Below are 17,332 nucleotides of genomic sequence, written 5' to 3'. Positions count from 1 at the left end.
GCGGCTGGTCGGAACCAGCTCACGCCCCGGGCTCAGTGGGCGAAGTGCCGGGTGCCGGTCAGGTAGAGCGTGACGCCGGCCCGCTCCGCGGCCGCGATCACCTGGGGGTCGCGCACGGATCCGCCCGGCTGGACCACCGCCCGGACCCCGGCCTCCAGCAGCACCTCCAGGCCGTCGGGGAACGGGAAGAAGGCGTCGGACGCCGCGACCGAACCCCGGGCCCGGTCCCCCGCCCTCGACACCGCCAGCCGGGCCGCGTCGACCCGGTTCACCTGCCCCATGCCGGCGCCGACGGTGGCGCCCTCGTTGGCGAGCAGGATCGCGTTGGACTTCACCGCCCGGCAGGCCCGCCAGACGAAGGCGAGGTCGGCCAGCGTGGCCCCGTCGGCGGGCGCACCGGTCGCCAGGGTCCAGTTCGCCGGGTCGTCGCCGTCCGCGTCGATCGCGTCCGAGGTCTGCACGAGCAGACCCCCGGAGACGGCCCTGGTCTCCAGGCCGCCCCGCGTCGGAGCGCCCGCCACCAGGATGCGGATGTTCTTCTTCCCCGCGAGGACCTCGACGGCACCCTCCTCGTAACCGGGGGCCACCACGACCTCGGTGAAGATGTCGGCCACCTGCTCGGCCATCTCGACGGTGACCGGCCGGTTCACCGCGATGACCCCGCCGTAGGCGCTCACCGGGTCGCAGGCGTGCGCCTTGCGGTGCGCGTCGGCCACCGCGGCCGCCCCCGCCAGTTCGGACACCGCGATGCCACACGGGTTGGCGTGCTTGATGATCGCGACGCAGGGCGACTCGTGGTCGTGGGCCGCCCGCCAGGCGGCGTCCGCGTCCACGTAGTTGTTGTACGACATCTCCTTGCCGTGCAGCTGCTCCGCCGTGGCCAGCCCCTCGGCGCCCTCGGTGGCGTAGAGCGCCGCCCGCTGGTGCGGGTTCTCGCCGTAGCGCAGCACGGCCGCCCGGTTCCAGGTCTGCCCGGTCCACCCGGGAAAACCACTGCCCTCGTCGTCGGGGGCGAGTTCGCCGCCCATCCACGAGGCGACCGCCGTGTCGTAGGACGCGGTGTGGCGGAACGCGTCGACGGCCAGCGCCCGCCGCTCCGCCAGGGAGGTTCCGCCCGCGCGAACCCGCTCCAACAGCCAGTCGTACCGCGAGGGGTCCACCACCACCGTCACGTTGGCGTGGTTCTTGGCGGAGGCGCGCAGCATCGCCGGTCCCCCGATGTCGATCTGCTCCACGCACTCCTCGGAGTCCGCGCCGGAGGCGACCGTCTCCCGGAACGGGTAGAGGTTGATCACCAACAGGTCGAAGGGCGCGATGCCCAGCCTGTCCAGCTGCTCCCGGTGCGACTCCCGGCGCACGTCGGCGAGCAGACCCGCGTGGACCCTCGGATGCAGGGTCTTGACCCGGCCGTCCAGGCACTCCGGGAAGCCCGTGAGCTTCTCCACCGGGGTCACCGGCACCCCGGCGTCGGCGATGCGGGCCGCCGTACCACCGGTGGAGACGATCTCCACGCCCGCCGCGTGCAGACCGGTGGCCAGTTCGAGCAGGCCGTGCTTGTCGGAGACCGCGACCAGCGCGCGGCGGATCGGCCGCCGGTCTGCGTCCTGGTCGGCGGTCTCGGTGTGGCCAGCGGTCACGGGATGTTCACCTCTCGTCCGGTCACGGTGCAGCCTTCCCGGGCCAGCCGGGCGACCGTGTCGACCAACAGCCGACGCTCCACCGTCTTGATTCGCTCGTGCAGGCTGTCCTCGGTGTCCCCCGGCAGCACCGGCACCGCCTCCTGGCCCACGATGGGGCCCGTGTCCACCCCGCCGTCGACCAGGTGCACGGTGGACCCGGTGACCTTGACCCCGTAGCGCAACGCGTCCGCGACGGCGTGCGCCCCGGGGAACGCCGGCAGCAGGGCGGGGTGGGTGTTGAGCACCCGTCCCTCGAACCGGCCGAGGAACCTGGGCCCGAGGATCTTCATGAAACCAGCCGAGACGACCAGGTCCGGCCGGTGGGCGTCCACCGCCTCCGTGAGCGCCGTGTCCCAGGCTTCCCGGTCCGGGTGGTCCCCCAGCCGGACGGTGAAGGTCGGGAGGCCGGCGCCCTCGGCACGAGCGAGCCCTCGGATGGCTGGGCGGTCAGCGCCCACCGCCGCGAGGGTCACCGGGAAGCCGGGGGTCCCGGTGGCGTCGATCAGGGCCTGCAACAGGCTGCCGGAACCCGACACCAGCACGACGACCCTGGCGGGCACCGGTAGTGCGAGCCGGACGGACGCGGGGTCGACATCCGAGTTGGGGGAGCTCAGCGTGTTCTCCTGATCGCTCGGCCGGAGGCGGGACAGTGAGCCGTCCCGGGCAGGGGTCGCGGCTGATCAGCGACGGTCGCCCACCCAGGAGGAGCGCCCCCAGCGTAGTAGCGGACCGTCCCGCGCCGGGCGTGAGGGGACCCCGGGCACGACGCGGAGAACCACCGGTCACTCCTCGTCCCCCCGGGGCCACACCGGCTCCCGCTCGCCCGGCCGGTTCGTCGCCCCGTCGCCGGCCGGCCCGGGGGGTGGGATCCGTGGGACGTCGTCCTCCGACTCGGCCGGAACCGGGGCAGGGGTTCGCGTCCCGCGCCCCCGCCCGCCGCCCAGGACCAGGACTCCGCGCTCGTCCGCCAGCCGTCCGAGCCGGGGCGGTCGTCGTGGCCGTCGGCCTCGCGGGGAGCGGGCGGGCCGGGCTCCGCGCCGTGTCCCTCGCCGGGGAGGCTTTCGTCGGCCCGGGTGCCTGGGGTCGTCCTCGGACGACCGGCGCGGGAACGCCGCCCTGGCGCGCCCCGACCGCCGCCCGACGTCTCCCCGCGCCCGCCCCGCCCCGTCGACCGCGGCCCTCCCGATTTCGGGGGCGGGGGTGCCATCCCCTGGTTCCGGGACGGCGCCGCCGGGGACCCGGTCGGCCCGCGAGGGGGACCCGGACGACGAGGTGTCGACCACGGGGGCCTCCGGGGCCCGCCCGGCGTCCCCGGACCACCGAGGCCCGGGGACCGCCGAGGAAGCCGGATCCCGGACGTCCTGAGTGGCCTGGGCATCCCCGGGCCACTCGCCGCCAGTCCCGTCCGCCGCCGCGACCGTTCCACCGTGGACGCCTTCGTGCCCCGCCACCTGGTCCTCGACGGTCGCCGCCGGACCCGGCCCGTCGGCCTGGTCCTCGCGTTCCTCCCTCCGCTCATCCGGGGAAGCGCCGTCAGCCTCGTCATCCGACGCGTCGGCCACCTCCACGTCGTCCGGCGGTGTCGGGTCGTCGGCGTCCCGGCCGGGGTGCCCGTCGTGGCCCTCGCCCGGCGTCGGGGCGCCACCCGCCGGGCCGGTGACCGATGCCGAGGGGTCGGTCACCGAGTGGTCGGCGGCACCGGCGGCCGTCGAGGCGGGCCGACGGGGGCCGAGGAACCAGGCGAGGAGCGCGCCGGGCACGGCGACCCAGCAGAAGACCGCGCTGGCGAACTCGCCGGCGGGGACGCGCATCGCGCCGAAGGGCCCGTCGGCGAGTTGGCCACCCGCGAGCAACGCGGCCGCGAACGCTCCGGTCGCGGCGACGGCCGCCGACACCGCGACCGGCCGCAGCCGGGCGACGGGGTTGGCGGCGTCGCCCCGGCATCGCCAGCCGACCAGCAGACCGCCGGCCAGAGGGCCGAGCACCACCGGCGCCCACGCCAGGTGCGGCCCCGTCCCGGGAACCGCCGCCAGCAGTGGGACGTCCGGGACGGACGCGGACTCCAGCCAGAACAACGACAGCTCGAGCTGGCCGAGCGACACCGGTACACCGGTGCAGAAGGCGGCGACGGCCAGGAGCATGTTCGGGAGGTAGGCGAGGGAGAGCAACAGGAGGCCCAGCGCCGCACCCGCGCCTCCCTCGGTGGTGAACAACTCGGCGGCGCGCCCTGCCGCGAACCCGAGGGCGACGACGAGGACGGCGGCGGCACCGGCCGCCACTGCCGAGAGCGCGAGGGCCGCGCCCCGGAAGCCGAGGGTGACGTGGGCCTCCGCTTCGGTGAACAGCCGGCGGTGCCAGCCGTCGACGAGGGCGGTGCCCACCAGCGCACCCGCTCCCGCCAGCAGACCAGGGTGGAGCGTGGCGGTGAGGACCGAGACCACCACCGGCCCCGAGCCGGGTGCGAGGCTGAGGGCGAGAGCCACCGTCGAGTGCGCCAGCGCGGTCGATCCGACGATCCACCACACCGCGCGACCCGCGCCACCAACCCGCCGGCAGGCGGCCCCGCCGCCGAGGCGACCAACGCGACCAGCAGGGCGGTCGGCAGGAGCGGCAGCATTCCCAGCGGGTGGTCGGCGATGAGGAGCGGCACCTGGAAGGCCGCCAGCCAGCCGGCACCGGCCGCACCCAGCACCGACGGCAGCGACAGCTCCGGCGCGCCGGCCAGCGAGAGCACCAGGGCGATGACGGCGGCGACCCCGAGGTAGCCGAGCACCAGACACCCGCTCGTGGCGGCGAACACGATCCGGACCCGTTCCCACCGCCCGGCGGGCTTCGCCGCCTCCGGGGTGGTGGCCTGATCGTCCTCGGAGCGTCGGGCGCGAGCCGTCTGCATCGTGATCATGTCTGCCAGACTGACAGAGAAGGTGCTCCGATCAGCCCAACGAGACTAGCTCTTTCGGGTGAGAAAAACGGCGGGCCGAGGCCCGCCGTTCCCCTGGTCACGTTGTTCGGTTGTCGTCCGGCCGTCCTGGTGGTCCACCGGTCCCCGCGTCGGTGGGCGTCGTCGGCCAGGTCTGGGGCGTCAGGCCCCGCTGCCGCCGGGGGGAGTCCCGGGCTGGCCGTACTGGCCGGGCTGCTGCGGCTGCTGGCCGTACTGGCCGGGGGCCTGGCCGTACTGGCCCGGCTGGCCGTACTGCCCGGGGGCCTGGCCGTACTGCTGCTCCTGCCCGTACTGACCGGGCTGGGGCTGCCCCTGCTGCGGGAACCCGCCGCTGGCGGGGTTCCAGCCACCCTGCGGGTAGGCGGGCTTCGGCGTCAGCTTGATGATCTTCTGCTCCAGCAGCCACGCCACGACCAGGGTCGCGGCCTGGAGCAGTCCGACGATGAGGGCGATGACCGGGACGGCCTCCATGTCCCCGGAACGGTGCACGATGACCTGGAGGAAGGTGAGGGCACCCAGCACGGAGAGGAGGGCCGCCGGCAGCAGCAGCCGACCCATGTCCGGCAGCAGGGTGAGGCCCGCGAGCACACCGGCGAGCAGCATCGCGGTCAGCGACGCGCCCGTGCCGGTGATGTTGAGGTAGACGCCGCCCAGGTCCTCAGCGAAGGCGAGCAGGTAGACGACCAGGGCCAGACCGGCCCCGGCGAGGGTGAGGACGAGTTGGAGGTTGAGCCCTCCGCTTGTGGGGGCCGGGCCTCCGGCCTGCGGGGGCTGGGCACCGTACGGGGCGGACATGGCGGGGTCTCCTCCACTAGGACGTGAACCGGCTGATCGGCTCCAAACGCTAACCGATACCGGGCTTGGACGGACCGATGCCCGGTCGCGTTCCACACGAAGAGCAGAGTGGGGCCGGTCTCCGCCCCGCGGAGTCCGGCCCCACTCTGCTCCCGGTGACCGCCCGGTCACCGGCGTTCACGCGCTCAGCCGAGGTTCTGGAACACCTCGCGTGCGAGCTGCGCGGTCTCGCTCGGGGTCTTGCCGACCCGCACGCCCACGGCCTCCAGCGCCTCCTGCTTGGCGGCGGCGGTGCCCGCCGAGCCGGAGACGATGGCACCGGCGTGCCCCATCGTCTTGCCCTCGGGGGCGGTGAAGCCCGCGACGTAGCCCACCACCGGCTTGGTGATGTTCTCCTTGATGTAGGCGGCGGCCCGCTCCTCGGCGTCCCCGCCGATCTCACCGATGAGCACGATGAGGTCGGTCTCCGGGTCCTCCTGGAAGGCGGCCAGCGCGTCGATGTGCGTCGTCCCGATGACCGGGTCGCCGCCGATGCCGACGGCCGTGGAGAAGCCGATGTCCCGCAGCTCGTACATCATCTGGTAGGTCAGCGTGCCCGACTTGGACACCAGACCGATCCGGCCGGGGCCGGTGATGTCGGCGGGGATGATGCCGGCGTTCGACTTGCCGGGGGAGATGACGCCGGGGCAGTTCGGGCCGACGATCCGGGTCTTGCCGCCGGTGGCGACGGCGTGCGCCCAGAAGGCGGCGGTGTCGTGCACCGGGATGCCCTCGGTGATGACCACGGCGAGGCCGATTCCGGCGTCGATCGCCTCGAACACCGCGGACTTGGCGAACTTCGGCGGAACGAAGATCACCGTCACGTCAGCGCCGGTGGCCTCCATCGCCTCGGCGACCGTCGCGAAGACCGGCAGCGCCTGACCGTCGAACTCGACCTTCTGCCCAGCCTTGCGGGGGTTCACGCCGCCCACGATCTGGGTACCGGCGGCGAGCATCCGACGGGTGTGCTTGCTGCCCTCGGACCCGGTGATCCCCTGGACGATGACCTTGCTGTTCTCGTTGAGGAAGATAGCCATCTCTGGTCTCACGCCCCCTGCGCGGCGAGTTCGGCGGCCTTGTCCGCCGCCTCATCCATGGTCTTCACCTGGACCAGCCCGGGCAGCGCCGCCTCGGTGAGGATGCGCCGGCCCTCCTCGGCGTTGTTGCCGTCGAGGCGGACGACGATCGGCCGGGTCACGGCCTCCCCCCGGCTCTCCAGCAGCTGGAAGGCGCTGACGATGCCGTTGGCCACCGCGTCGCAGGCGGTGATGCCGCCGAAGACGTTGACGAACACGGACTTCACGTCGGCGTCGGAGAGGATGATCTCCAGGCCGTTCGCCATCACCTCGGCGGAGGCACCGCCACCGATGTCGAGGAAGTTGGCCGGCTTGGCGCCCCCGTGCCGCTCGCCCGCGTAGGCGACGACGTCCAGGGTCGACATGACGAGGCCGGCGCCGTTGCCGATGATGCCGACCTGGCCGTCCAACTTGACGTAGTTGAGGTCCTTGGCCTTGGCCGCGGCCTCCAGCGGGTCCTCGGCGCCCTTGTCGACGAGGTCCGCGTGCGCCTCGTGGCGGAAGGCGGCGTTGTCGTCCAACGTCACCTTGCCGTCGAGCGCGATGATCTTGCCCTGCGGGTCGCGGACCAGCGGGTTGACCTCGACCAGCGTCGCGTCCTCACCGACGAAGCCGTCCCACAGCTTCACGATGACCTCGGCGACCTGGTCGGCGACCTCGGCCGGGAAGTTGGCGGCCTTGACGATCTCCTGGGCCTTGGCCAGGTCGACGCCGTTGATGGCGTCGACGGGCACCTTGGCCAGCGCCTCGGGCTTGGTGGCCGCGACCTCCTCGATGTCCATGCCGCCCTCGACGGAGGCCATGGCGAGGAAGGTGCGGTTGGCACGGTCCAGCAGGAAGGAGAAGTAGTACTCCTCCGCGATGTCCGAGGCTGGGGTCACCAGCACCCGGCGGACGACGTGCCCCTTGATGTCGAGGCCGAGGATGCCCTCGGCCTTCTCCTGGGTTTCGTCGGGGTTGTCGGCGAGCTTGACGCCACCGGCCTTGCCACGCCCACCGGTCTTCACCTGGGCTTTGACGACGACGGGGACGCCGAGTTCCTCGGCGGCGGCCCTGGCCTCGTCGGCAGTGGCGGCCACGGCGCCCGGCAACACCGGCACACCATAGTTAGCGAAGATGTCCTTCGCTTGGTATTCGTACAGGTCCACTCGAGTCTCCTGCGACGTCGGTGTCGGACTCAGCAGACCCTAGCGACCTGCGGGGACGCACGGGAAATCGCTGGCGGTGAGGTCAATCACGGCAGTGAGACGCATCGCACCGCCGGCCGGGGAGAGGGCGTCCGGTCGTCTGACCGCCGGCTCCGCGCGGACGCGGACGGACCCCGGCCCGAGGTCACGCACCGGCCCCCTGGGCCACGTTCCCGCGCACCCAGTCGACGATCTCGTGCGTGGGCGCTCCCGGGGTGAAGATCCGGGCGACACCGAGTTCGGCCAGCCTCGGCAGGTCCTCGTCGGGGATGATCCCGCCGCCGAACACGACGACGTCCTCGGCACCCTGTTCCCGCAACAGCTCGATGACCCTGGCGAACAACGTCATGTGGGCACCGGAGAGCACCGAGAGCCCCACCGCGTCCGCGTCCTCCTGCAGGACGGTCGCCACCACCTGCTCCGGGGTCTGGTGCAGGCCGGTGTAGATGACCTCCATCCCGGCGTCCCGCAGTGCCCTGGCCACGACCTTGGCGCCGCGGTCGTGGCCATCAAGACCCGGCTTGGCGACGACGACTCGAATCCGACCGCTCACGGTTTCCTCCTGGGGCGCACACGGGCACAGGCGGTGGCCAGGATCGCTGGCGAACCGCTGTCGCCCACGGGACGACGTTGTCCTCGGGGTCATGTCACACGAACCGCCACCCACCGCGCGAGGTGTTCTCCATCACCATCCGCCACCATCCGCCGAGAGACTAACGGCTGCCCTGGAACGTCGCCGCGCCCCGCCGCGACCGGGCGGCGAGCACCGCGCCGACCACGAGGGACACCAGGCAGCACCCGGCCAGCCACAGCCCGGCCCCGGGAGCGCCGTCCGCCACCCTCGCCACCGTGAGCGGGAGTTCGAGCATCCGCAGCGCGAGGAGGGCGGCCGCTCCCAGCAGGAGCCCCACCGCCTGGCCCGGCCGGGAGAACGGCGCGAGCGCGGCGGCCACGACAACGGCGATCAGGACCACGACCAGGCCAAGCGAGGCCACCCGGAAGTCGTTCCACAGGCCGGCGGCCGCGAAGTCCCGACCGGTGAGCACCGGGAGCCCGAAGGCCCCGACCGACCAGAGCAACGTCATGGCCACCGGTACCGCCAGCACCTGGTTGACGGTGCGCTCGCTGAGGTCGACGTCGTCCCGTTCCCCCGCGCCGGCGACCAGGGCGAGCACGCCGGCGAGCACGGCCAGCGGAACCGAGGCCATCGACGCCCAGGCCCCCGCCCCGAGTTCGACGCCCGGGTAGTCCAGCGTCATGAGGACGGGCTCCAACGCGCTCGTCACGGCCAGCGGAACAGCTGTCCAGCCGACGACGAAGGCGGGGCGGACCGCGACCGACCAGCGGGGCACCAGCATCGCGACCGACAGCCCGACCACCAGGAGCCCAGCGGGAACCAGGAGCCGGGCGGGGTACTCGGGCGGCTGGTCGGCACCCGTCACGACGACCAGCTGCCGCCCGGTGGCGGCGAGGACCGCCGCGACACCGGCCGCCAGCCCCGCCAGTCCCGCCGCCCGCCGCAGCCGCGCGGAGCCGGGCAGCACCACGGTGTCCGCATCGGGGCGCCGCTCGCTGGGCCGGGCCGCGCGCAGACCGGTCACCAGCCCGAGCGCGGCCAGCAGGGCAGCGGCGAGCAACGCCACCACGGGCCCCCAGCCCGCGCGCAGGTCCGCGCCGAGCAGGCCAGCCAGCAACACGGGCACCTCGAACCACGCCAACGCGAGCGCGGCGCCCACCAGGCCGCCGAGCACGGACTCCCCGGAGGAGGAGGTGGCGGCGAAGGTCGCGGCCAGCACGACGGCGACCGCGACGACGACGAGGCCGAGGCGTTCCCAGCCCGCCCCCTCCAGCGCCCCGCTCGGGAGGAGGTAGGGCGTCTCGGACTCGAACGGTCGCGTGAGGACCCCCGCCGCGGCCGCGACCGAGACGCACAGCACCAGCGCCAGCAACCCGGGTGAGCCCGAGGTGGCGCGGTTCTCTCCGCCGAACCCGTCGACGAGCCGGGCCCCGCCGTCGCCGCCGGTCGGTTCGGACAGGGCGAGGAGCCCCGCCAGCAGGACGAGCAGTGAGCCCACGAGCGAGAGCACGAGCCCCACCGATGGCGAGACCGGGTCCAGGGTGTCCAGGAGGAACAGCTCCGGCCGCGCGGCCAGGGCAGGCTCGACGGCGACCTGCACGTCGAGGACCAGGCGGCCGAGGGCGACGAGGGCCGGCCCCAGCAGCACCCACCTGGCGGCCACCGGCCGCCCCCGGGTGATCAGCAGCAGGCCCACCGCCGGGGCGAGGAGGCCGACCAACGCCATCCACGGCCACGAGGCGTAGGCGGGAGCGTGGCCCCCGTCGGTGACCCCGACGACCGGCGCCAGTGCCACGAGCACCCCGCCCGCCGCGGCGACCACCAGTGCGACACGCAGCCTCATCAGTGTGCTGACCTCCCGTGCTGTCCACGTCGGCGGCGAGTCGGCTGCCGGCGGGCTCCGTGGTCCCCTCGGCGCCCAGCCCCCACCGCGCCCGGCCGGTCCGGTTCTCCGGGCCGCCTCGGTCGATGTCGGGTGGCGGCGTCGTTTCCGGGCCCTTCCCGCGCCCGGGAGCGAGCCCTGGGTGAAGCTAACAAGGTCACGGGCTGAATCGCCGGAGCAGGCGGCCGTGTTGGTTGATCTTCCCGGATCGCCTGTCCGTCGCAGCGGGCGGCTACCGAGCGCGACGGGCCCGGCAGCGACGACCCCGGTGCCGGCCCCCGGCACCCGCCCATCCGAGCGCTGTCCACAGTGCCATCACGACCGTCGCTGACCTGCAAGGAAGTGACGAATTCAGTGGCACATCAGGAAAATTCGCCACCACTTCCCCTCGTTCGGGTGACATATATCACGTTTCACCCCGAGGTCCCGCCCGATCGACGCACCAGTACCGGCCATCCGAGCGACGGTTACTCCACTCGCCGTAAGAAAACCGGCGCCGTCGCCCCACCGTTCGACCCAGGGGTTCCATACCGAGAACGGTGATCACGCAAATGTCAACGGCACTGCCGGTGACAACTTGGAAGCCAGTGACCCCGGTCACCGATCCCGTGGTCCATTCGGGGCCCCAGGGATTTGCCCTTAGGGGTCGGCCCCCGTTACTGTCCCCCGGTCCGTTGTCACGGTCTGGTCACGAACAGGACGCGTCGCTGGTTACCCCGACCCGCGAACCGGGATCCCCCGCCCGGTGCCTCGACCAGACTCCCCGAAGACGGAAGGGCAGGCATTGGCTCGACACCGCTCACCTGGCGGCGCAAGCTCCCAGGTCGTTGAGGACGCGCTCGAAGGCGAACCCTCCAATCGGCCGAAGGGAGCGCACCGGCTTCCCCCGCCGCCGTCCGCGCTTCGCGGTCGCATCATGGTGGCCGCCGTGGCCGCCGGCGCATTCGTCGCCGCGGGCCAGACGATGCAGTTGCACCAACCAGACGGCAACAACCACGAGTCCACGGCGGACGGAGTCGTACCGCTGGCGGCGGCCGGCGGAGCGGCCGCCGCGGGACACCACCAGCAGTTCACCGGAGTTGGCGGTACCGCACCGGCCCCCGAGGTGCTCCCCGTCACCCGCACCTCGGACCAGTCGGACGAGGTCAACAACATCGTCAAGAGCCAGCAGATCGAGCAGGAGATCGCGGCGTACGAAGCCGAGCTGGCCCGCCCCAAGTTCTGGCTGCCGGCCGAGGGCCGCTACACCTCCGGGTTCGGCGCCCGCTGGGGCACCACCCACTACGGCATCGACGTCGCCAACGCCATCGGCACCCCGATCCGCGCCGCGCACGACGGCACCGTGATCGAGGCCGGGCCGGCGAGCGGCTTCGGCCTCTGGGTGCGCGTGCAGGCCGACGACGGCACCATCACCGTCTACGGCCACATCAACACCTACTCGGTCTACCCCGGGCAGAAGGTCAAGGCGGGCGAGCAGATCGCCGAGATGGGCAACCGGGGCTTCTCCACCGGCCCGCACCTCCACTTCGAGGTCTGGGACCCGGCGGGACGGAAGATCAACCCCGAGCCGTGGCTGAACGAGCGCGGCCTCTACCTCTGAGCCCCACTTCCGCCGGCGCGCCACCACGGGCGCGCCGGTGCGGACCACGAGCGGCGGGCCGGCCGCCTGGGCGCCCGAGCCACTGAGGGAGCCACGAGAAGCGGGCCGCGACCCGCCACCAGGTCCGCCCGGACTCGCCGTCCCGGCGCCCCCGGCGCCACCACCGCGCGAGCCGGTGCCGAGCGAACGGCCTCGTCCAGGCGAGCCGGACGGGCACCCCCGAACCGCCCGGCGACCCGGAGGCGCGGCGCTCCGCCACTCACACCGGCGGACGCGGGGTACAGGCCCCGCGTGCCGGCCGCGGGACCCCCGACGCCCCACGACCGACACCGGAGCCGTCGCCGACGCGCTGGACGCTTCCCCGATGTCGAGCGCCAGCGGACCCCGATCCGCCGCCACCCACATCCACCACGCCGACGACCGAACACCCGCATCCCGTTCCTGGCCACTCGCTTACCCAACCAACGCACAGTCAACCCGGGGCCCCCGACACAAATCGAACAGAGGTTCGAGGGCGGCACCCAATTCACCCGAAAAGAGCAGCCGCCGGGGCTGCCCCCACGCCCGGGTCCGGTATCCGGGGGTCGCCGGTCAGCTCCCGGTGCCGGCGGCCCCGTGCCGGCGCGAGGCGTCGTCCTGGCCGGACGACGCCTCGCCGGACGGCGGGGTGGGCCTCGCCGTCTCCCCCTGCTCGTCCAGGCCGTCGACCAGTCGTCGGTGCCCCCGCAGGACGGCCCACAGCGCGAGCGCCAGACCGAGTTGAAGCACCCCGCTCCCCAGGTAGAGGGCTCGCACGCCGAACTGGGCCGCCGCCACCCCGCCCAGCAACGCGCCGACCGGGAGCATCCCCCAGACCAGGGTGCGCCAGGCGCCCTGCACCCGGCCGAACATCTCCTGCGGGATGAGTGCCTGCCGCAACACCATCGTCGTCACGTTGAACACCGTCACGGCGGCGGCACCCACGAGCAGCCCCACGGCCAAGGTCGCCGGCACCACCACCAGCCCGGTGATGGCGAAGGCGCACCCGCTCACCAGGATGGTGAGCGGGATGATCCTGCTGCGGGAGATCCCGCGCACCAGGCGCTCCGAGAGCAGGCCCCCCACCAGACCGCCGGCCCCGGCACCCACCAGGAAGAACCCGAGGGCCGCCTCCCCCAGCGCCAGTTCCTCCAGCACGTACAGCACCAGCAGGGCCATGACGGCTTCCTGCGCCATCCCGACCAGGCTGACCAGCACCATGAGGGACCGGAGGAACCGGTGCCGCCACAGCCAGCGCAGGCCCTCGCCGATCTCCCGCCGCAGGTTCGCGCGCGGAGCCGCCCCGGTCGCGGCCACACCCGCCCCCTCCCCGCGCACCCGGTAGACACCGGGCACGAGGAAGAGCAGTACCGCGGCGATGAGGAAGCCCGCCGAGTTCGCCAGGAAGGGGCCCGCCGCGGCCACCACGAAGAGCGCACTGCCCACCGGCGCGCCCAGGAAGCTCTGGCAGGCGATCTCGGACGCCTCCAGCCGCCCGTTGCCCGCCTCCAGCTGATCCCGCCGAACCACCTGCGGCAGGATGGCCCTGGCCGCGCTGTCGTACAGCGTCTCGGCGGTGCCGAGCAGGAAGGCCGCGACGTAGAGCATCCAGATCCGCGCCTCGCCCGCCAGCACCGACGCGGCGAGCGCCCCCACCACGACCGCCCGGAACAGGTTGGCGGAGATCATCACCCGCCTGCGGTCCAGGCGGTCAACCAGAGCGCCGCTGACCAGCGCGAACAACAACCACGGCAGGAACGCGAACGTGGTGAAGCTCGCGATGAGCACCGGGTCCCTGGTCAGGGTCGCGGCCAGCAGCGGGAAACCCACCCGGCCGATGCCGTCCCCGAGGTTGGAGATCGTGCTCGACGCGAACAGGCTCCAGAACCGGCCGCCCAGGCCGCTCCGACGTGTCAGCACGCCGCCGGCCCAGCCCACCCGGCCGAGGAGGACGGCGGTCCGGACCGGTGAACGGGTGCTCGGACCGTGGGCGTCGCGGTGGCGGCAGGAGCAGAACGGAGCATCGCGCCAAACTATCCCCGGCACGGACACCTTGGCGATCCCTAGATCGCCCTAACGGCACTCCTCCGCTCGGCCGAATCCGCCGGCCCGTACCCGCCCGGGCGGTTCGGGGAGGCCGCGGGGTTCCCGCGACCTGGTCCTCCGCGCGAACTCGCGCTCCGGTGCCGTCCGGAACGGCCCCGTGGCGGACGAGGTCCGCACCGCCGCACCGCGCCTCCCGTCTCCCCGGAGACGCGCCCTCCTCGCGACGACCGCCCGGCACGACGTGAGCCGGGCTCGCGCGCCGGCGGGACCCGCCCGCACCCAGCGCCGGGGCGGGGCGGCCACGCCGCCGCTCAGAGCTTCGTCATGGGCACGCCGCCCATCAACATCAGGCGCACCTTCCCGGCGCTGCCGAAGTCGATGGTGGCGGTCGCCCTCGGACCGCTGCCGTCGGTGTCGACGACCGTCCCGAGCCCGTACTTGTCGTGGCTCACCCGGTCACCGACGTCGAGGGCGAGCGGCACCGTGGAACTCGCGCTGCTCCGCCTCCACCCGCCGAACCCGGTGGTCCTGGTGCCACCGGCGGCCAGACCCGCCTGCGCGGAGTCGGAACCTCCCCGGTCGGAGCCACGACTCCACCTGGTGACGGCGCCGGGGGCGGACCGCTCCGGCTCGGTGCGACGCCAGTCCAGCAGCTCCGCGGGCATCTCCGCGAGGAATCTCGACGCGGGGTTGGTCATGGGCTGCCCCCACGCGGAGCGGACCAGTGCCCGCGACACGTAGAGGCGCTGCCGTGCCCGGGTGATGCCCACGTAGGCCAGGCGCCGTTCCTCAGCCAGTTCCGTCGGGTCGCCCAAAGCCCGCAGGTGGGGGAACACCCCGTCCTCCATGCCGGTGCAGAAGACCACCGGGAACTCCAGCCCCTTGGCGGTGTGGAGGGTCATCAGGGTGACGACGCCCTCGCCGTGCTCCGGTACGGAGTCGGTGTCGGCGACCAGCGCGACCCGCTCCAGGAACGCGGCGAGCGATCCGGGCGCCGGCCCGTCGGGCTCGCCCCCGTCCTCGCCCTCGTCCTCGGTGACCGCCGCCCCTGCCTGTTCGACGAACTCCCGCGCCACCGTGACGAACTCGTTCAGGTTGTCCAGCCGGGAGGCGTCCTGGGGGTCGTCGCTCTCCTCCAGCTCCGCCCGGTAACCGGTCGAGCCGAGGATCCGCTCGGTCACCTCGGCGATGTCCGCACCCGCGTCCAGGCTGGCGCGCAGTTCGTCGAGCAGGTCCACGAACTCGGCGATCGGCCGTCGCGAACGCGGTTTGACGTCGGCGACCTCTCCCCGCGCCGCGGCTCGGAGCGCGGCGGAGAAGCCGACGCGTTCGCGGTCGGCGTGCTGGGCCACCAGTTCCTGGGTGCGGTCCCCGATCCCGCGCTTGGGCACGTTCAGCACCCGCCGCAGGCTCACCGCGTCGTCGGGGTTGTCCAGCACGCGCAGGTAGGCCAGGACGTCCCGGACCTCGCGCCGCTCGTAGAACCGCACCCCGCCCACGACCCGGTAGGGCAGCCCCAGCCGGATGAAGATCTCCTCGAAGACCCGGGACTGGTTGTTCGTCCGGTAGAAGACGGCGATGTCCCCGTTGGCGGCGTCCCCCGCGTCCACCAGCCGGTCGATCTCACCCGCGACGAACGCCGCCTCGTCGTGCTCGTTGTCGGCGACGTACCCGACGATGCGCTCGCCCTCGCCGGCGTCGGTCCACAGCCGTTTGTCCCGCCGCTCCGCGTTCCGCGCGATGACGGCGTTGGCCGCCGACAGGATGGTCTGGGTGGACCGGTAGTTCTGCTCCAGCAGGACGGTGTCGGCGTCGGGGTAGTCCCGCTCGAACTCCTCGATGTTGCGGATCGTGGCGCCCCGGAACGCGTAGATGGACTGGTCGGCGTCGCCGACCACGCACAGTTCCGCGGGCGGGACGGTGGGATGTCCGTCCTCCCCCTCCCCCGGCTCTCCCCGCCGGGAGGGGTCGACCCCGGCCGCCGCACCGCCGACCAGCTCCCGGACCAGGACGTACTGGGCGTGGTTGGTGTCCTGGTACTCGTCGACGAGCACGTGCCGGAAGCGCCGGTGGTAGTACTCGGCGATCGCGGGGAACCGCTGGAGCAGCTGGACCGTGCGCAGGATCAGGTCGTCGAAGTCGAGGGCGTTGCCCACCAGCAGCCGCCGCTGGTAGGCCGCGTACACGTCGGCGACCTTCCGTTCCAGGTCGGTGCCGGCCGCCTCCTCGGCCTCCTCCGGCGTCACCAGTTCGTTCTTGAGGTTGGAGATCCCGACCGCCAGGGTCCGCGGTGGGTAGCGCTTGGCGTCCAGGTCCAGGTCCCGGCTGACCTGGGTGATGAGCCGGCGGGAGTCGTCGCCGTCGTAGATCGAGAAGTTCGAGTTGAGCGACACCTCGGCGAGGCCGGCCTCGGCTGCCTCCGCCTCCAGCAGCTCGCGTAGGCCGCGCGCCTCCCGGCGCAGCAGGCGGGCGCACATGGAGTGGAAGGTCGACACCCACATGAGGTTCGCCCGGCGCCCGACCAGCGCGGCCACCCGTTCCTTCATCTCGGCGGCGGCCTTGTTGGTGAAGGTGATGGCCAACACCTGGCCCGGGTGCGCTCCCCTGGCGGCCATCAGGTACGCGATCCTGGTGGTCAGCACCCTGGTCTTGCCCGACCCGGCGCCCGCAACCACGAGCAGGGGCGCGCCGGTGTGGGTCACCGCCATCCGCTGCTGGGCGTTGAGGCCTGCCAGCAGGTCCTCCGGGACGGCGGCGGGGTCGTGGCCGTGGTGGGCGGGAGCATCCGGGGAGAGGTCGAAGAGCGCGCTCATCAGTCAGCCACCGTACTCCCACACCCTCCGCGGCCGGACACCACGGATCCCAGTGCGTTCCGCCCCGGCGCCGACGGGCGGAACTGGTCACGGTCAGCGGCTGACCGGGGGAAACCCGCTCCCGATCAGGCGATGGAGCTCGCCCGTCGGCCCACCGCCGTCCCAGCCTGTGGCAGACTCGTCGACGTGCGGCAGGTCTTCTCCTACTTTAGCTACGGGCACCGGACTCCGGCGCCCGTGGTCGTGTGACCTGCCAGCACCCCCACCACGCAGCCCCCGGAGTCCCAGGACCCGGGGCTTCGCGCGCTCCGGATCCGGGCCCACACCCTTTCCCTGGAGGAGTCCCGTGAACAACTCGGTACCGGCCAGCACGCCAGAACGCCCCGACCGCGTCCCCACCGAGGACGAGGTCGCCGACCTGCGGTTGGAGATCGACCGGCTCGACGCCGAGATCCTCCGACTCGCCCAGCGGCGGGCGGAGGTCTCCAAGACCATCGGACGCGCCAGGATGGCCGCCGGCGGCCCGCGCATCGTCCACAACCGGGAGATGGCGGTGCTCGCCCGTTACCGCGAGCTCGGGCCGGACGGGCGGGAGCTGGCGATGGCGCTGCTGCGCATGGGCCGCGGCCACCTCGGGCGGTCCAGCTGACCGCGCGCGCGTTCTGACCGGGCTCGCGGG

Annotated in this window: 13 protein-coding genes; 3 read left to right on the top strand and 10 right to left on the bottom strand. The window is 73.2% G+C overall.

All coding sequences use genetic code 11. The annotated features are described in order from the left end of the window. Positions 1 to 32: 32 nt before the first annotated feature. The 3 genes from purH to G443_RS19025 form a co-directional block, all read right to left on the bottom strand. Entirely contained in the window at positions 33 to 1,637 is a 1,605-nt protein-coding gene (purH, locus tag G443_RS19035; protein WP_051314114.1) for a bifunctional phosphoribosylaminoimidazolecarboxamide formyltransferase/IMP cyclohydrolase, read from the bottom strand. Then, positions 1,634 to 2,239 carry a phosphoribosylglycinamide formyltransferase gene (purN, locus tag G443_RS19030; RefSeq protein ID WP_026419452.1) on the bottom strand — a complete coding sequence of 202 codons (606 nt, stop codon included), beginning with the start codon at positions 2,237 to 2,239 and terminating at the stop codon, positions 1,634 to 1,636. Before purN ends, purH begins: the two co-directional genes overlap by 4 nt. Before the next feature lie 222 nt (positions 2,240 to 2,461). Then, positions 2,462 to 4,348, bottom strand: a complete 1,887-nt coding sequence (locus G443_RS19025) for a cell division protein PerM (RefSeq protein ID WP_272500833.1) — start codon at positions 4,346 to 4,348, stop codon at positions 2,462 to 2,464. On the opposite strand from G443_RS19025, the gene G443_RS25170 reads away from it, so the two are divergent. Further along, the gene (locus G443_RS25170) at positions 4,316 to 4,444 is read left to right on the top strand and encodes a hypothetical protein (protein WP_272501094.1); all 129 of its coding nucleotides are present in this window, start codon (positions 4,316 to 4,318) and stop codon (positions 4,442 to 4,444) included. The genes G443_RS19025 and G443_RS25170 overlap by 33 nt on opposite strands. A gap of 317 nt (positions 4,445 to 4,761) precedes the next feature. Here G443_RS25170 and G443_RS19020 read toward each other — a convergent pair whose 3' ends face one another. The 5 genes from G443_RS19020 to G443_RS19000 all read right to left on the bottom strand — a co-directional run bounded on the left by G443_RS19020 (position 4,762) and on the right by G443_RS19000 (position 10,137). Further along, the gene (locus tag G443_RS19020; protein WP_026419453.1) at positions 4,762 to 5,415 is read right to left on the bottom strand and encodes a DUF5336 domain-containing protein; all 654 of its coding nucleotides are present in this window, start codon (positions 5,413 to 5,415) and stop codon (positions 4,762 to 4,764) included. A 185-nt stretch (positions 5,416 to 5,600) separates the two neighbouring features. Further along, a complete protein-coding gene (sucD, locus tag G443_RS19015; RefSeq protein WP_026419454.1) occupies positions 5,601 to 6,491 on the bottom strand; it encodes a succinate--CoA ligase subunit alpha in 891 nt (296 codons plus the stop codon). Positions 6,492 to 6,499: 8 nt separating this feature from the next. Next, entirely contained in the window at positions 6,500 to 7,678 is a 1,179-nt protein-coding gene (gene sucC, locus G443_RS19010; protein WP_026419455.1) for an ADP-forming succinate--CoA ligase subunit beta, read from the bottom strand. 184 nt (positions 7,679 to 7,862) lie between these two features. Then, the gene (gene icmB / locus G443_RS19005; protein WP_026419456.1) at positions 7,863 to 8,270 is read right to left on the bottom strand and encodes a coenzyme B12-dependent isobutyryl CoA mutase small subunit; all 408 of its coding nucleotides are present in this window, start codon (positions 8,268 to 8,270) and stop codon (positions 7,863 to 7,865) included. Positions 8,271 to 8,430: 160 nt separating this feature from the next. After that, positions 8,431 to 10,137 (bottom strand): hypothetical protein, encoded by a 1,707-nt coding sequence (locus tag G443_RS19000; protein WP_051314117.1) that lies wholly within the window; start codon positions 10,135 to 10,137, stop codon positions 8,431 to 8,433. Between the two features lie 955 nt (positions 10,138 to 11,092). Here G443_RS19000 and G443_RS18995 point away from each other — a divergent pair. Further along, a complete protein-coding gene (locus tag G443_RS18995; protein WP_026419457.1) occupies positions 11,093 to 11,776 on the top strand; it encodes a M23 family metallopeptidase in 684 nt (227 codons plus the stop codon). Between the two features lie 591 nt (positions 11,777 to 12,367). On the opposite strand, the gene G443_RS18990 is transcribed toward G443_RS18995, so the two are convergent. Beyond that, a complete protein-coding gene (locus G443_RS18990; protein WP_211237564.1) occupies positions 12,368 to 13,714 on the bottom strand; it encodes an MFS transporter in 1,347 nt (448 codons plus the stop codon). A gap of 437 nt (positions 13,715 to 14,151) precedes the next feature. Further along, complete coding sequence (gene pcrA, locus G443_RS18985) at positions 14,152 to 16,653, bottom strand: DNA helicase PcrA (protein WP_026419458.1); 2,502 nt, start codon at positions 16,651 to 16,653, stop codon at positions 14,152 to 14,154. A gap of 346 nt (positions 16,654 to 16,999) precedes the next feature. Between pcrA and G443_RS18980 the strand changes: the two genes are divergently transcribed. Continuing rightward, a complete protein-coding gene (locus G443_RS18980) occupies positions 17,000 to 17,302 on the top strand; it encodes a chorismate mutase (protein WP_026419459.1) in 303 nt (100 codons plus the stop codon). Positions 17,303 to 17,332 lie beyond the last annotated feature (30 nt).

This window comes from Actinoalloteichus caeruleus DSM 43889, from assembly GCF_000429185.2.
Classification (GTDB): domain Bacteria; phylum Actinomycetota; class Actinomycetes; order Mycobacteriales; family Pseudonocardiaceae; genus Actinoalloteichus_B; species Actinoalloteichus_B caeruleus.
Note: the sequence above shows the minus strand (reverse complement) of the source record. Positions and strands in the feature narration are given on the sequence as shown.

What these genes read in the sequence shown, in the direction of transcription:
- G443_RS25170 (WP_272501094.1), top strand. Translation starts at nt 4,316, where the DNA reads ATGAGGAGCGGCACCTGGAAGGCCGCCAGCCAGCCGGCACCGGCCGCA.
- G443_RS19020 (WP_026419453.1), bottom strand. Translation starts at nt 5,415, where the DNA reads ATGTCCGCCCCGTACGGTGCCCAGCCCCCGCAGGCCGGAGGCCCGGCC.
- sucD (WP_026419454.1), bottom strand. Translation starts at nt 6,491, where the DNA reads ATGGCTATCTTCCTCAACGAGAACAGCAAGGTCATCGTCCAGGGGATC.
- G443_RS19000 (WP_051314117.1), bottom strand. Translation starts at nt 10,137, where the DNA reads ATGAGGCTGCGTGTCGCACTGGTGGTCGCCGCGGCGGGCGGGGTGCTC.
- G443_RS18995 (WP_026419457.1), top strand. Translation starts at nt 11,093, where the DNA reads ATGGTGGCCGCCGTGGCCGCCGGCGCATTCGTCGCCGCGGGCCAGACG.
- pcrA (WP_026419458.1), bottom strand. Translation starts at nt 16,653, where the DNA reads ATGAGCGCGCTCTTCGACCTCTCCCCGGATGCTCCCGCCCACCACGGC.